General features: G+C 63.2%; 13 protein-coding genes and 1 rRNA gene. 7 read left to right on the plus strand and 7 right to left on the minus strand.

Annotation, left to right across the window (positions count from 1 at the left end):
• From rrf to rlmM, 3 genes are all read left to right on the plus strand, one after another.
• Window positions 1–89, plus strand: a 5S ribosomal RNA gene (gene rrf, locus C6V82_RS17565); the annotation flags it as partial.
• Between the two features lie 126 nt (window positions 90–215).
• Window positions 216–662 carry a DUF2721 domain-containing protein gene (locus C6V82_RS17570; RefSeq protein WP_102588378.1) on the plus strand — a complete coding sequence of 149 codons (447 nt, stop codon included), beginning with the start codon at window positions 216–218 and terminating at the stop codon, window positions 660–662.
• The gene (rlmM, locus tag C6V82_RS17575) at window positions 659–1726 is read left to right on the plus strand and encodes a 23S rRNA (cytidine(2498)-2'-O)-methyltransferase RlmM (protein WP_102588379.1); all 1068 of its coding nucleotides are present in this window, start codon (window positions 659–661) and stop codon (window positions 1724–1726) included. The genes C6V82_RS17570 and rlmM overlap by 4 nt, the downstream gene beginning before the upstream one ends.
• 46 nt (window positions 1727–1772) lie before the next feature.
• On the opposite strand, the gene C6V82_RS17580 is transcribed toward rlmM, so the two are convergent.
• Window positions 1773–2060: an antibiotic biosynthesis monooxygenase family protein gene (locus tag C6V82_RS17580; protein WP_102588380.1), complete on the minus strand. Its 288-nt coding sequence runs from the start codon at window positions 2058–2060 to the stop codon at window positions 1773–1775.
• A 42-nt stretch (window positions 2061–2102) separates the two neighbouring features.
• Here C6V82_RS17580 and tusA point away from each other — a divergent pair, with 42 nt between their 5' ends.
• Window positions 2103–2363: a sulfurtransferase TusA gene (tusA, locus tag C6V82_RS17585; protein ID WP_102588381.1), complete on the plus strand. Its 261-nt coding sequence runs from the start codon at window positions 2103–2105 to the stop codon at window positions 2361–2363.
• A 10-nt stretch (window positions 2364–2373) separates the two neighbouring features.
• Here the strand turns inward: tusA and C6V82_RS17590 are convergent, their stop codons facing one another.
• From C6V82_RS17590 to C6V82_RS17600, 3 genes are all read right to left on the minus strand, one after another.
• Window positions 2374–3081 carry a hypothetical protein gene (locus C6V82_RS17590; protein ID WP_102588382.1) on the minus strand — a complete coding sequence of 236 codons (708 nt, stop codon included), beginning with the start codon at window positions 3079–3081 and terminating at the stop codon, window positions 2374–2376.
• Window positions 3082–3199: 118 nt separating this feature from the next.
• Window positions 3200–4267, minus strand: a complete 1068-nt coding sequence (locus tag C6V82_RS17595) for a DUF3080 family protein (RefSeq protein WP_102588383.1) — start codon at window positions 4265–4267, stop codon at window positions 3200–3202.
• Window positions 4239–5687 (minus strand): MATE family efflux transporter, encoded by a 1449-nt coding sequence (locus C6V82_RS17600; protein ID WP_102588384.1) that lies wholly within the window; start codon window positions 5685–5687, stop codon window positions 4239–4241. The genes C6V82_RS17595 and C6V82_RS17600 overlap by 29 nt, the downstream gene beginning before the upstream one ends.
• 134 nt (window positions 5688–5821) lie before the next feature.
• On the opposite strand from C6V82_RS17600, the gene C6V82_RS17605 reads away from it, so the two are divergent.
• Window positions 5822–6433 (plus strand): elongation factor P hydroxylase, encoded by a 612-nt coding sequence (locus C6V82_RS17605; protein WP_102588385.1) that lies wholly within the window; start codon window positions 5822–5824, stop codon window positions 6431–6433.
• A 31-nt stretch (window positions 6434–6464) separates the two neighbouring features.
• The gene (locus C6V82_RS17610; protein ID WP_229843253.1) at window positions 6465–8642 is read left to right on the plus strand and encodes a thiamine pyrophosphate-dependent enzyme; all 2178 of its coding nucleotides are present in this window, start codon (window positions 6465–6467) and stop codon (window positions 8640–8642) included.
• Here C6V82_RS17610 and C6V82_RS17615 read toward each other — a convergent pair.
• Window positions 8624–9178, minus strand: coding sequence for a hypothetical protein (locus tag C6V82_RS17615; protein ID WP_102588386.1), 555 nt, complete (start codon window positions 9176–9178; stop codon window positions 8624–8626). The two genes, C6V82_RS17610 and C6V82_RS17615, sit on opposite strands and share 19 nt — an antisense overlap.
• Entirely contained in the window at window positions 9165–10034 is an 870-nt protein-coding gene (locus tag C6V82_RS17620; protein ID WP_229843254.1) for a TatD family hydrolase, read from the minus strand. Before C6V82_RS17620 ends, C6V82_RS17615 begins: the two co-directional genes overlap by 14 nt.
• 243 nt (window positions 10035–10277) lie before the next feature.
• On the opposite strand from C6V82_RS17620, the gene C6V82_RS17625 reads away from it, so the two are divergent.
• Window positions 10278–12206 carry an ATP-binding cassette domain-containing protein gene (locus C6V82_RS17625; RefSeq protein ID WP_102588388.1) on the plus strand — a complete coding sequence of 643 codons (1929 nt, stop codon included), beginning with the start codon at window positions 10278–10280 and terminating at the stop codon, window positions 12204–12206.
• 88 nt (window positions 12207–12294) lie between these two features.
• Here the strand turns inward: C6V82_RS17625 and C6V82_RS17630 are convergent, their stop codons facing one another.
• The gene (locus tag C6V82_RS17630) at window positions 12295–12747 is read right to left on the minus strand and encodes a universal stress protein (protein WP_102588389.1); all 453 of its coding nucleotides are present in this window, start codon (window positions 12745–12747) and stop codon (window positions 12295–12297) included.
• Between the last annotated feature and the right edge of the window lie 97 nt (window positions 12748–12844).

The following is a 12844-nucleotide window of genomic DNA, read 5'->3' on the forward strand; positions in this document are numbered from 1 at the left end:
CCTGATCCCATGCCGAACTCAGCAGTGAAACCGCTTAGCGCCGATGGTAGTGTGGGGTTTCCCCATGCGAGAGTAGGTCATCGTCAGGCACCTTTTCCGACACCCCAGCCATTGGCTGGGGTGTTGTTGTTTGTGGCCCCGAGTGCGAAAGCGCTCGGGGCTTTTTACTTTGGTATGATGGTACGAATCATCGCTTCTAACGATCTGGAGTTCCCTTGACGCTGACAACCCCGGCGCTGTTGTTTCCCGCCATTTCGTTGCTGCTTCTGGCCTATACGAATCGCTTTCTGGTGTTGGCTCAACTGATTCGCAAGCTGGCCAATGAGGAGCGCAACGAGCATCAAGATGTCAACGCACGGCAGATACTGCTGCTACGCAAGCGAATCTCACTGACGAAACGCATGCAGCTGGCAGGCGTGATGAGTTTCCTGTTATGCACGCTTTCGATGTTCGCACTGTTCCTATCGCTGCAGTTGACCGGCATGGTGCTTTTCGGAATCAGCCTGGTTAGCCTGTCCGTATCGTTGGTCTACTCATTGTGGGAAATCCAGATTTCGACCAACGCGCTGAACGTCCAGCTACAGGATATCGAGGACGTTCTGAAGTCGGGAGCCAAGCGTCGATCATCGAAGAGTTCGAGCGGGTCGGGAGATGAGACATGACCATCCCGACGGAGGTGCTGTACTATTGCCGCCCTGGATTCGAGCCTGACCTGGCCGCCGAGCTTGCCGAAAAGGCAGGCATGCTGGGCTGGGAAGGCCAGACGATGTTCGATACGAACAGCGGTTTCGTGCGTTTTCAGACAGCGGGTGACGAACCGGCCAATGGCCTGCACCGCGCGTTGCCTTTGGCGTCGCTGGTCTTTGCCCGCCAGAGCCTGGTGGCGTTGCCTCCGTTGTCGCTGTCACGGGATGATCGCCTCTCCCCGATCATCGAACAGGTGGTGGCGAGTGGTTGGAACTTTGAATCCTTATGGCAGGAAACACCGGATACCAACGATGGCAAGGCGCTCGCGGGCCTGGCCAAGGCCTTGAATCGTCCACTGGAGTCGTTGCTGAAGAAGCGCAAGGCGCTGCGTCGCAAGGCGGGCGGTCGCCGCTTGCACATCCTGTGGCGAGCGGGTGATCAGGTTCAATTGGGCATGAGCTTTCCAGGGAATCGCAGCGAAACCCCAGGCGGTATCCGTCGCCTGCGTTTTCCGCATGCCGCCCCAAGTCGTTCGACCTTGAAGCTTGAGGAAGCCTGGCATGAATTCGTGCCCCGCGATGACTGGGACGAGCGTCTTGCACAGGGCATGCAGGCGGCCGACTTGGGTGCCGCACCCGGAGGCTGGACCTGGCAGCTCGTGCAACGTGGCATGCATGTGTATGCCATCGACAATGGCCCCATGGACAAGGGTCTGATGGCGACCGGGCTGGTGGAGCACCTCAAGGCGGATGGTTTCGTGTGGGAGCCGCCATATCGACTCGACTGGCTGGTGTGTGACATCGTCGACAAGCCATCCAGAGTGGTGACCATGGTCGAGCGCTGGCTAGTACGCCGCTGGTGTCACGAGGCGATATTCAATCTCAAGCTGCCGATGAAGCAGCGCTGGCGGGAAGTTGCCACCTGCCTCGAGCGGCTCGATGACGCCTTGAAACAGGCGGGGGTGACAGCGGAGATTGCCTGCAGGCACCTGTATCATGATCGTGAGGAGGTCACGGTGCATGTGCGACTGCGTGAATGATCGGCATGTCCCTGTGTATCGTCAGAGTTGAGATGGAGCGGTGAGATCAAACGCCCGGCTCGTAGATCCGAATGCGTTCTTCCTCGGTGAGCAGGGGGAGTACACGCTGCATGGCCCTGGCACGTGCTTCGCTGCCGTACCACTCCTTCCAGGCGCGCATGTCTCGCCATTTGGTGATCATCAGGCGTCGATCACTGTGCCCGAGCTCGACGAGGCTCTCACCACCGATGAAACCCCGGGCGCCGAGAGACTGGCGCATGGCTTCGCGGGCGGCTTGCTCGTACTCTTCCTCCAGGCCGGGCATGATGCGACGCTCGATAATGATCTTGATCATCTGATGGCTCCGTACAGCCACTTCCCAACGATGAGGTTTTCGATGGTTGATTCCGTTGATTCACTACCTGAATGTCCGGTGCCCGATGTCGAACTCGACACCTCGGGGCTCTACTGCCCGGAGCCGATCATGCTGATGCACAACAAGGTGCGTGACATGCAGCCGGGCGAATTGCTCAAGGTCATTGCAAGCGACCCGGCGACGACCCGTGACATTCCGAAGTTCTGCCATTTCCTCGGCCATGAGCTGGTGTTCCAGCAGGAGCGCGATGGCAGTTACCTCTATGTGATCTGTTTGGGATGAAGGTGTTCGGTCATCTTCGGGATGACGCTTCCGGCATTACCATCAAGGCCAGGGCTTCCAGGGTGGCAGGGTCTTCGCGACGGATACGGTTGGCGATCTGACGCTGGAAGAAATAGACCACCCGATGCCGGCTGTGGCCGGGGTAAAGACAGGGATCCCCGGGGAGTATGGGGGTCGACTCCACCAACCGCTCATCTGCCAGCAGCGCTTCCACAGATCCATCGCTGTACAGCCGCCAGCCAAATACCTGCTTGAGCTGCCAGGGAGCATCGCCCTCGTCCATGCACAGGGCGTGGGTACCTTGCGTTTCGGGAAGCTGTTGGATGAGGGTGACCCGGTCGGTGTCCTCGTAATCGAAATAGGCGGCGGCGTGCTCGAGCTCGAATACCTTGTGTTCCGGCGCCTCGTCGAACAGCTCCTCGGTTTCGGGGTCGCGGTAGCCGACGAAACAGCCGTGTTCGGCATCGTCAAGGCGCTGGCATGGGGTCAAGGACTCCATCCAGGGCACAAGGCCAACGACCTCTCCATCCTCGCGCAGGCCCCAGCCAAGCAGGGGCATGCCGTAGAGGGTGTCCGGGCAGGAGTCGAGGCGATACACCATCTCCAGCCCATCCAGTTCGGGGGCAAGGCGAATCAGGCGGCGCCTGGCTTGTTGACGCTGGCGCATGGTCTCGAGATCGATGACCTGGGCAGAGCCGGGTGACAGTGGGATTCCCATGATGACCCTCCACGTGCTGCGTGATCACGGCATCGGCTCAGAGAGCCGGACGGTAGCGCACTGCGTCACTCATGTTCCACCAATAGCACAGACGCCCCGGCAGGTTAACCCCCATTGATCAACCACAGCGTTTTGCGAGCGTTTGACGTAAGTCGAGATGCGCTTCACGGGCGTCCCTGAAGGCGGGGAGCACAGCATCGGCGGCATCTAGGGACAACCATCGTCTGGCATAGTCGTGCACGGGCTCGGCCTGCTCCGGGTGAGCTGCAAGCAAGCGATCGAGGCTGCCAAGCCAGCGGGTGCCGGCCTTGTCGAGCTGCTCAAGCCAGGTTGCCAGGTCAGCGCCCACTGGCGAGTCCTCGGGAGAGGCAGAGAAATCTTCGAGCCCCTGGCAACTGTCATGCCGGGCAAGTGTCTCGCTCAACAGGTTGGACGCTTCCCGCAGGCGCTGTTCGGCGAGCAGCAGGGTCCGCAGCAACTCCCCGGAATAGGGCCGTTCACGCAATGCCTGGAGGTGCTCTTCCAGCCTGTCGGTATCCGGTTGACGCTGTGGTTCGAACTGATGACGAACCAACGCATGCAGGAACGCCAGTGCCTCAAGCTGCGCTTCAGGAGGGGCAAGCTGGTCCTGTGGCAGCACCGAACTGGCCCGCGAGAAACTCTTCTCGAATTCTTCGGATTCCAGCATCGCGTTCCAGCTGACCCTGGGCAACTGCTCGGTCTTGACGGCGGTGAGTCGCTCGAGGCGCTGACGATCGGACTCGGCAAGCGAGTCGGGCACATTGCTGTTCAGGCAGGCGTCCAGCCGCTGCCAGAGTTCCAGTTCGTATAGCCAGCGCTGGCTGGGTGGTGCGACACGCCCCAGGGCGCTGTTGCGCTCAGCCACCATTGTGGTGATATGGCACTCGCGCAGTGCGTAGATATCGAGCATACCCTCGCGCGTGTCGGGCACATCGAGCAGGCGCTCACGACGTGGCGGGAAGGCGCCGATGTTGCCTGGCGCTTGTGGCATGGGTGGTTCCAGGTCAAGGTGCCTTGCCAGCTCACCTTGATAGTCGATCAACAGCTGATCACTGTCGTCCGAGCCGTTGCCGCACCCACCAAGCGCCATGCTGGCCAGCAGCAAGGCGACCAGGCGCTGCCACCGGGGGGGATGACTATTCCGCCGGGATATCACGTTGTCCATGTGCCACTGCCTTGCTGATGCGTCTCAGGCGCTCACCCAGCAACACTGCCGCCGCGGTGAGGCCGCCAACCAGCCCGATCCAGTAACCGTGCACGCCCATGGGGTCGATCAGGCCAAAAAGCCCTCTGGTACCCAGCCAATGGCCTCCTGCCAGCCCCACCAGCCAGTAGGCCACCAGCGTGATGAACATGATGACCCGCGTGTCCTTGTAGCCGCGCAGGGCGCCGGCCAGGTTGACCTGCAGCGAGTCGGAAACCTGAAAGAGCATGGCCAATATGACCAGTGACAGCGTCAGGCGTTGCACCGCCTGATCGTGGGTGTAAAGGCTGATGACAGGTTCGGCGGTGAGCCACAGCAGCAAGCTGTTGAACACCGCCACCAGCAGGCTGATCAGGATGCCGTGCCAGGCCACCAGCCTTGCATGGCTTGAACGTTGCTGCCCCAGGGTATTGCCGACCCGCACGGTGAGCGCCATGCCCAGCGACAACGGCAGCATGAACAGGATCGAGGTGTAGTTCAGCGCCACCTGGTGGGCGGCCACGGTGACTTCGCCCAGGCTTGCGATGAACAGTGCGATCAGCGTGAACAGGGTCACCTCGACAAAGATCGCCACGCCAATCGGCACGCCCACGTGCAGCAGTTCGGCGATCATGCGCCAGCGCGGCGGCGCCGGAGAGTGCCACAATTCGACGCTGCCATAGGCGCGAGAGCGGCGGGTGTAGAGTCCCATGGCAAGCGCCATCACCCACAACGAGATGGCGGTGGCGATGCCACAGCCGAAGGCGCCCAGTGCCGGCATGGCTTGTAGCCACCCCGGCAGCCAGGTGCCGAAGAGATCAGTCAGCCCTTCGCCGCCATAGATCAGCACGAAATTACAGGGAATGTTCACGCCAAGGCCCAGCAGGCTGATCCACAGCGAAGGCCGGGTGTGGTTCATGCCATCGGAGAACGCGCGCAGCGCCTGGAAAAGCGCCGCTCCGGGCATGCCGAATGCCACTGCGGCGAGGTAGGCCGCCGAGCGGGAGGCTACCTCGGGTGGCACGCTCATCAGCTCGAAGATCGGCATTACCGTGAACCACAGCACCAGGGCGGCGAGGGCGCCGAGCACCAATGCGACCCATAGCGCCTGGTGTACGTTGGGGCGAATGTGCTCAGTGCGCCCGCCACCGAGCAACTGTGCAACGATCGGCGTGAGGCCCATCAGCGTGCCGGTCATGAACAGCATCAGTGGCATCCACAGGCTCGAGCCAACCGAGACAGCGGCGAGGTCGGTGGCGCTGAGGCGTCCGGTCATCATCACGTCGGCCACGCTCATCCCGGCCTGGGCGAGCTGTGCGCCGCAGATCGGCAGGGCGAGGCCGAGCAGTGGTCGCGTTTCCTTGCGACAGGTGTCGGCAATATCGGCGAGGAAGGTAGCCACGATAGCGCTCCATGCAGTCGAGTTCGGGCCGGCGGTCACTGGCCGGTGAACCGAGCATCTTACCAATGCCAGGCGATTTTCGCCTGCTGTGACAAGTCTCTATAATGACCACTTTTGCTTAGCCAGGAGCTTGAGTGAATCACCGCCTTGATGACGTTATCGCGCTGTTCGATGGTCTCTTCCACGACACCTTCAACACTCGCCTGGTGCGCGGGGGCGACGAACCCGTCTACCTGCCGGCGGACGCTGAATGGCCATGGCACCGAGTGGTTTTCGCGCGAGGTTTCTATGCCAGCGCACTGCATGAAACCAGCCATTGGTGCATCGCCGGGGCGAAGCGTCGCCAATGGGAAGATTACGGCTACTGGTACCTGCCCGATGGACGCGACAGTGACGAGCAGCAGGACTTCGAAGCCGTGGAAGTCGCCCCCCAGGCACTTGAGTCGCTATTTTCGGCGGCTTGTGGCCTGCGCTTTCACATCAGCGTCGACAACCTTGGAGGCGACGTGGAAGTCGACCGACACGCCTTTCAGGCCAGGGTCGAGGAGCGTGCGGCACGCTACCTGACCGATGGGCTGCCACGGCGTGCCGCCGCCTTTCGCGATGCGCTGGTGGCGTTCTACCAGCAGGGCGAACCGCTGACCGATGCCGTGGCAAGCGGCAAGCGGTGGTTGGTCGAGTGGCATCGGGCAGACAGCCAAGACATCGCTGCTATCCCTTTGTCTGCAGGGCGCGCTAGGATCTAGGCCACACCCCGACGCGTTGTGGAGTTGCCCCGTGGTCGAGCCCTTACCCCAGGAAAGTCGTTTCCTCTCTGCTCTTGAAGATGATGACTGGCCCGCGCCCGAGCGGGATTGGCAGCTCGGCGACGTTGGCCTGGACGCTGCCGGTCTGGGCGAGCTGTTCGAATCGCAGTTGATGAGTCGGCACCTGGACCTGCATGCGCGGCGTCTGCAGGCCCGGGGCGAGGCGTTCTATACCATCGGCAGCGCGGGCCACGAGGGCAGTGCCGCCGTGGCCCGCGCGCTGCGAACCTCGGATCCGGCCTTTCTGCACTATCGGGACGCCGCCTTCTTTATCGAGCGCAGCCGCCAGATGCCCGGCCAAACCCCGCTGTGGGATCTGCTGCTGAGCTTCACCGCCTCGGCGGACGACCCGATATCGGGCGGTCGCCACAAGGTGCTCGGGTCCAGGGACCTGAACATTCCACCGCAGACCAGCACTATCGCCTCGCACTTGCCCAAGGCCATGGGTGCCGCCCACGCGCTTGGCTTGTGGCGACGACTGGGTGGGCAGGGGGAATGGCCAACTGACAGCGTGGTGTTGTGCAGTTTCGGTGATGCCTCCTTCAATCACTCCACCGCCCAGGGGGCGCTCAACGCGGTCGGGTGGTCTGCCTACCAGGGTGCACCCATGCCGCTGGTGATGCTCTGCGAGGACAATGGTATCGGCATCTCCACGCCCACCCCGAAAGGATGGATAGCCGCCAGCATGGCGGCGCGCCCCGGTTTTCATTACCTGAGCTGCGATGGGCTCGACCTGCTGGATACCTGGCGGGCGGCCTGCGAGGCGGCGCGTATCGCGCGAACCATGAAGCAACCGGTATTCCTGCACATGCGCTGTGTGCGGCTTTATGGCCATGCCGGCTCGGATGCCCAGCAGGCTTATCTCTCGCCACAGCGTATCAAGGCCGACGAGGCTCGCGATCCGCTGCTGGTCAGCGCGGGCCTGCTGCGCCGCCTTGGCGTGATGGAATGCGACGAAATCGCCACGCTGTATCATGCGGTGAGCGAGCGGGTGGCAGGTCTGGCCGAGGAGGCGATTGCCCGCCCCAAGCTGGCGACTGCCCAACAGGTGATGTCGAGCATCGTGCCGCCAGTGCGTCCCGGCCGCGCGATGCCCTGGCAAGGCGAGGTGGAGTCCACGCCGGGCACCATGGCCAAACTGTTGAACCAGGCGTTACAGCGGCTGATGGCCACCCACTCGCACCTGGTGATGGCAGGCGAAGACATCGGCCGCAAGGGAGGCGTCTACGGGGTCACGCAGCGCCTGCAGGCGCGGTTCGGGCCACACCGGGTGATCGACACTCTGCTCGATGAGCAGAGCATCCTCGGGCTGGGGATCGGCCTTGCCCAGAGCGGCGCGCTGCCGGTGCTGGAAATCCAGTTCCTGGCCTACCTGCACAACGCCGAGGATCAACTGCGTGGCGAGGCGGCCACGTTGAGTTTTTTCTCCAATGGCCAGTACACCAACCCGATGGTCATACGTATCGCCGGGCTCGGCTATCAGAAAGGCTTCGGCGGCCATTTCCACAACGACAATGCCATTGCCGTGCTGCGTGACATCCCTGGCCTGCTGGTCGCCTGCCCGTCGAACGCCGCCGATGCCGTGGGGTTGATGCAGGAAGCGGTGCGTCTGGCCGATGAGGAGCAGCGGGTGGTGGTGATGCTCGAGCCCATCGCGCTCTACCACACGCGTGACCTGCTCGAAGAGGGCGACCAGGCCTGGAGTTTCGCCGATCCAGGGCCTGATTTCCGGCTTCCTCCTGGCGAGCTGGGCCAGTGGGGCGATGGGCTCGAGCTTGCCATCATCACCTACGGCAACGGGGTGATGTTGTCGCGCAGGGCGCTGGCGGCGCTCGGCGACGAAGCCGCTGGGGTACGCCTTATCGACCTGCGCTGGCTGACCGCCATCGATCATGACTCCGTTCACCACGCCGTGGCGAACTGTCGCCGGGTGCTGGTGGTGGATGAGTGTCGGCGCTCGGGGTCGCTCAGCGAAGAGGTGATCACCGCCCTGGTGGAGCGCGGCGTGGCCAGTCACCGGCTGCAGCGCTACACCGCCGAGGATAGCTTCATTGCGCTGGGGCGTGCGTCCACCGCCACGCTGCCATGTGTCGAGGGAATCGTTGCACGTGTGCGCGAGGCGCTAGTGGCTCAGTCGTCGATGTCGTAGCCGTCGATCATGCCGCCATCGAACGGTGCCACTTCACGCTCGTCGCCCCCTAGGGCGTGACGCTGGTGCAGGTTCAGCATCACTTCCACTTCGTGCTCGGGGCGCATCGGCTCAAGCCCCAGCTCGCCGAACAGCTCGCCCCGGGCGCGTGCCCAGTCGCCGGGGTCCAGGTCGTCATAAAGACTCTCGGCCGGAGCCAGTTCGACGAAGGGGTCGAGTCCATAGGTATCGAACAGCCGCGACAGTGCGGCTTCGTCGTCACTCACGCCCGCCGTATAGAGCGTGGCACTGAAGTGGTCGTTTTCCAGTTCGCGGATCACGTCCAAGGGGCTTACGCCCATGCTGTTGAGTTCTTCCAGGCTGTATTCGCCCAGCGACACCATGTCGCTGTCCAGCCAGTCATCATCCGGTTGGATCAGCGTATGCTTGACCCGCCCGTCGGGCAGTGTCCAGGCGATAGCCAGTGGCAGCCCACCATCCTCGCCGGTTTCCACGGCGATGAAGCCGGGTATCTCGTTGCTTTCAGGGACGGCCATCAAGGGAGTCCTCATGTTGCGTGGTGATCTTGGTGCGTGCGGCACCGCTCGGCAGTCGAAAGAAGGCCGTGGCGGTGGCCGTGGTGGCCGCGGCCAGTTCGTCCTCGTCGATGCCTCGCCAGTGGGCGATCTCGCGCACGATCCAGGGCAGTAGAGCAGGCTCGTGGCGTCTGCCCTTGAGTTTGGCAGGTAAATTGCGGGGCAGCAGGTACGGGCAGTCAGTCTCCACCATCAATCGGTTCAGCGGTATCGCCGCGACCAGGTCGCGCAGATGGTGGCCGCGGCGTTCGTCGCACAGCCAGCCGGTCAGGCCGATGTGCAGGTCGAGATCAAGATAGCCGTACAGCGTATCGCGATCCGCCGTGAAGCAGTGGATCACCGCATCGCTCAGCTCATCGCGCCAGGCACGCACCATCTCGCGCATGCGCTTGCCGGCATCGCGCTCATGCAGGAACAGCGGCTTGCCGGATTCCACCGCCAGAGCCAACTGGGCCTCGAAGGCCAACTCCTGCTCGGCGGGGGTGGAAAAGTTGCGGTTGAAGTCGAGGCCACATTCTCCCACCGCCACCACTTCCGGCTGGTGGTGCAGGTTGCGCATCGCGGTTTCAAGCGAGGTGTTCCACTGGCTGGCGTCATGGGGGTGAACCCCCGCAGTGGCGTATAGGTGCGGCGCTCGGTCGCTATGCTGGCGGGCCATGTCCACGGCTTGCTCGGCATGCTCGCGGTCGGTGCCGGTCAGGATCAACGTGGTGACATGCGCGGCGCGTGCGCGGGTGAGTACCGCCTCCAGGTCGCGCGCGAAGCTCTCGTGGGTCAGGTTGGCGCCGATATCTACCAGCGGTGCCGGTGAGCGCATGCGCAGCGCTTCGGGCAGGAAGTCGTCGAAGGAATCGGCCAAGAGGGCTCTCCCTGAATACGCGGCGGCCTTCGCAGAGACGGTGCCGAAAAGAGTAGGTCGGCATTGTACCCAGTGGGACCTGTACTCGGCCATGCCGGCAGGTACTGGATGGCTTTCCTTGCACTGGGAGACACTGGGGCGGCCACTCACCTTGCGGCTTGCGTTACACTAGCGGCCTTCGCGAACAAGAGAGGTACCCGCGTGACCCTGCTACGTCTGGAACAGCTGCAACTGGCTTTCGGAACCCATGTGTTGTTCGATGGCGCCGACCTGGTGCTGGAGAAGGGCGAGCGCCTGGCTCTGGTAGGGCGCAATGGCACCGGCAAGTCGACCCTGCTGAAGCTGGTGGCCGGTGAGATCCAGGCCGATGGCGGCAATATCTGGCGTGCGCCCGGGTTGAAGATCGGCGTGCTTGCCCAGGATCTGCCGGATGCCACTGGCCAGACCATCTTCGATGTGGTGGCTCAGGGGCTGCCCGAAGCCGGCGAGTTGCTCTCGGAATATCACCACCTGATCCACGAGGACGAACCCGACATGCGCCGCATGTCGGAGTTACAGACCCGCCTGGAGGCCATCGATGGCTGGTCCTTCCACCAGCGTATCGACGTGGTGTTGACGCGCCTGGGCCTGCCCGAGGACGCCGAGATGGCATCACTCTCCGGTGGCTGGCGCCGTCGCGTGGCGCTGGCCCGCGCGCTGGTGGCCGAACCGGATGTGCTGCTGCTCGATGAGCCCACCAACCACCTGGACCTCGACACCATCGCCTGGCTCGAAGAGCAACTACTGTCCTTCAATGGTGCGGTGCTGTTCATCACCCACGACCGTGCTTTCCTGTCGAAACTTGCCACGGCGATCCTCGAGCTCGATCGCGGCCGGCTGGGTCGCTACCCGGGAGACTACGCCAAGTACCAGGCCCAGAAGACCCATGAGCTCGAGGTCGAGGCACGCGAGCATGCCGAGTTCGACAAGAAACTCGCTCAGGAAGAGTCGTGGATTCGCCAGGGCATCAAGGCCCGGCGCACGCGCAATGAAGGGCGCGTGCGGGCGCTCGAGCAGATGCGTCGCGAACGTGGTGAGCGCCGCGAGCGCCAGGGGCGTGCCAATCTCGCGGTGGACAGTGGCGAGCGCAGTGGCAAGCGGGTGGTAGCACTGGAACATGTCACCCAGACCTTCGGCGACGAGGTGGTGATTCGCGACCTGAGCCTCGAGATCCAGCGCGGTGACCGTATCGGCTTCATCGGTCGCAACGGTGCCGGCAAGACCACGCTGCTCAAGATCCTGCTTGGCGAGCTTTCGCCAAGCGAGGGGCAGGTGCAGGTGGGCACCAAGCTGCAGGTCGCCTACTTCGACCAGCTGCGGGGTGGCCTGGAGCCGGAGAAGACCGTGTATGACAACGTCGCGCAAGGCAGTGACCGAGTCACCGTGGGGGGCCGCGACCGCCATGTGATGAGCTACCTGCAGGACTTCCTGTTCACCCCCGACCGGGTGCGTCAGCCGGTCAAGGCGCTCTCCGGTGGTGAATCCAACCGCCTGCTGCTGGCCAAGTTGTTCACCCAGCCAGCCAACGTGCTGGTACTCGATGAGCCGACCAACGATCTCGATGTCGAGACGCTGGAGCTGCTCGAGGAACTGCTGCTCGATTTCGAGGGGACGTTGCTGCTGGTCTCCCACGACCGGGCCTTCATGGACAATGTGGTCACCAGCGTGCTGGCCTTCGAGGGGCAGGGCAAGGTACGCGAATACGTGGGAGGCTACAGCGATTGGGTGCGCCAGGGAGGCAAATTGCCACCGGCGCCCTGGGAGGGCGCTGCGCGCCAGAAAGTCGAACCGGTAGCCGATGAGCCAGCGCCTTCACCACCTCCGGCCGACACACCACCGGCCCAAGCCACCCAAAAGCGGGTCAAGCTCTCCTACAAGCTGCAGCGCGAGCTGGATGCCCTGCCAGCGGAGATAGAACGGCTGGAGGGCGAGGTCGCGGCCTTCGAGGCCGAGGTGGGTGACCCGGCCTTCTACCAGGGCGATGCGGACAGCGTGACCGCGACGCTTGAGGCGCTGGCTGATAAGCAGGCGGCGCTGGACGCTGCCATGGAGCGCTGGATGGACCTCGAGGCGCTCGCGGCGGGGGAGTGAACCGGGCGATGAACTGAAAAAGGCGCCGATGTGGCGCCTTTGATGCCAGGCCCGCCGCGCTTACGCGTTGGGCATGAGGGATGATCGCTCACTCATCGGTTTCGCCTTTCTTGCCCACGCGCACCGCCAGGACGTCGCACCGGGCGCCATGCAGTACGCCAGTCGAGGTGGAACCAAGCAGCAGCGCGAAGCCGTGACGGCCATGGGAGCCGACCGCAATCAGGTCTACCTCGTGCTCCGCGGCGAAGCGATGAATCTCGGTGTCGGGCATGCCCACCAGCACGTGCTGATCCTCCTTGGCGACATGGCCATCGGCGATTTCAGACAGACGCTGCTTGGCGTGTTCGTCAAGCTGGTCCTGGATGCTGGTGAGGTCCATGGGGATGTCACCGCCATAGGCAAAGCCCAGCGGTTCCAGGGTATGCAGGATGGAAAGTTTGGCCTGATTGCGCTCGGCGATCTGGGCGGCACGCTCCAACACCTTGTGGGAATCCTTGGTCAGGTCGACGGCGACCAGAACATGTCTGTATTCGTTGCTCATGGTGACTGCTCCTCGGGATGACTCCCGCCTACGAGTGGATGCCTTAACTCCAGGATGCCTTAACTCTAGGATGCCTGACGAGTCGAGACAACGACAT

The organism is Halomonas urumqiensis, assembly GCF_003028575.1.
Lineage (GTDB): Bacteria > Pseudomonadota > Gammaproteobacteria > Pseudomonadales > Halomonadaceae > Halomonas > Halomonas urumqiensis.

Excerpts from the sequence above, each read along its gene's own strand:
- rlmM (WP_102588379.1), top strand. The coding sequence starts at position 659 with ATGACCATCCCGACGGAGGTGCTGTACTATTGCCGCCCTGGATTCGAG.
- C6V82_RS17580 (WP_102588380.1), bottom strand. The coding sequence starts at position 2,060 with ATGATCAAGATCATTATCGAGCGTCGCATCATGCCCGGCCTGGAGGAA.
- tusA (WP_102588381.1), top strand. The coding sequence starts at position 2,103 with ATGGTTGATTCCGTTGATTCACTACCTGAATGTCCGGTGCCCGATGTC.
- C6V82_RS17590 (WP_102588382.1), bottom strand. The coding sequence starts at position 3,081 with ATGGGAATCCCACTGTCACCCGGCTCTGCCCAGGTCATCGATCTCGAG.
- C6V82_RS17595 (WP_102588383.1), bottom strand. The coding sequence starts at position 4,267 with ATGGACAACGTGATATCCCGGCGGAATAGTCATCCCCCCCGGTGGCAG.
- C6V82_RS17615 (WP_102588386.1), bottom strand. The coding sequence starts at position 9,178 with ATGGCCGTCCCTGAAAGCAACGAGATACCCGGCTTCATCGCCGTGGAA.
- C6V82_RS17620 (WP_229843254.1), bottom strand. The coding sequence starts at position 10,034 with ATGCGCTCACCGGCACCGCTGGTAGATATCGGCGCCAACCTGACCCAC.
- C6V82_RS17630 (WP_102588389.1), bottom strand. The coding sequence starts at position 12,747 with ATGAGCAACGAATACAGACATGTTCTGGTCGCCGTCGACCTGACCAAG.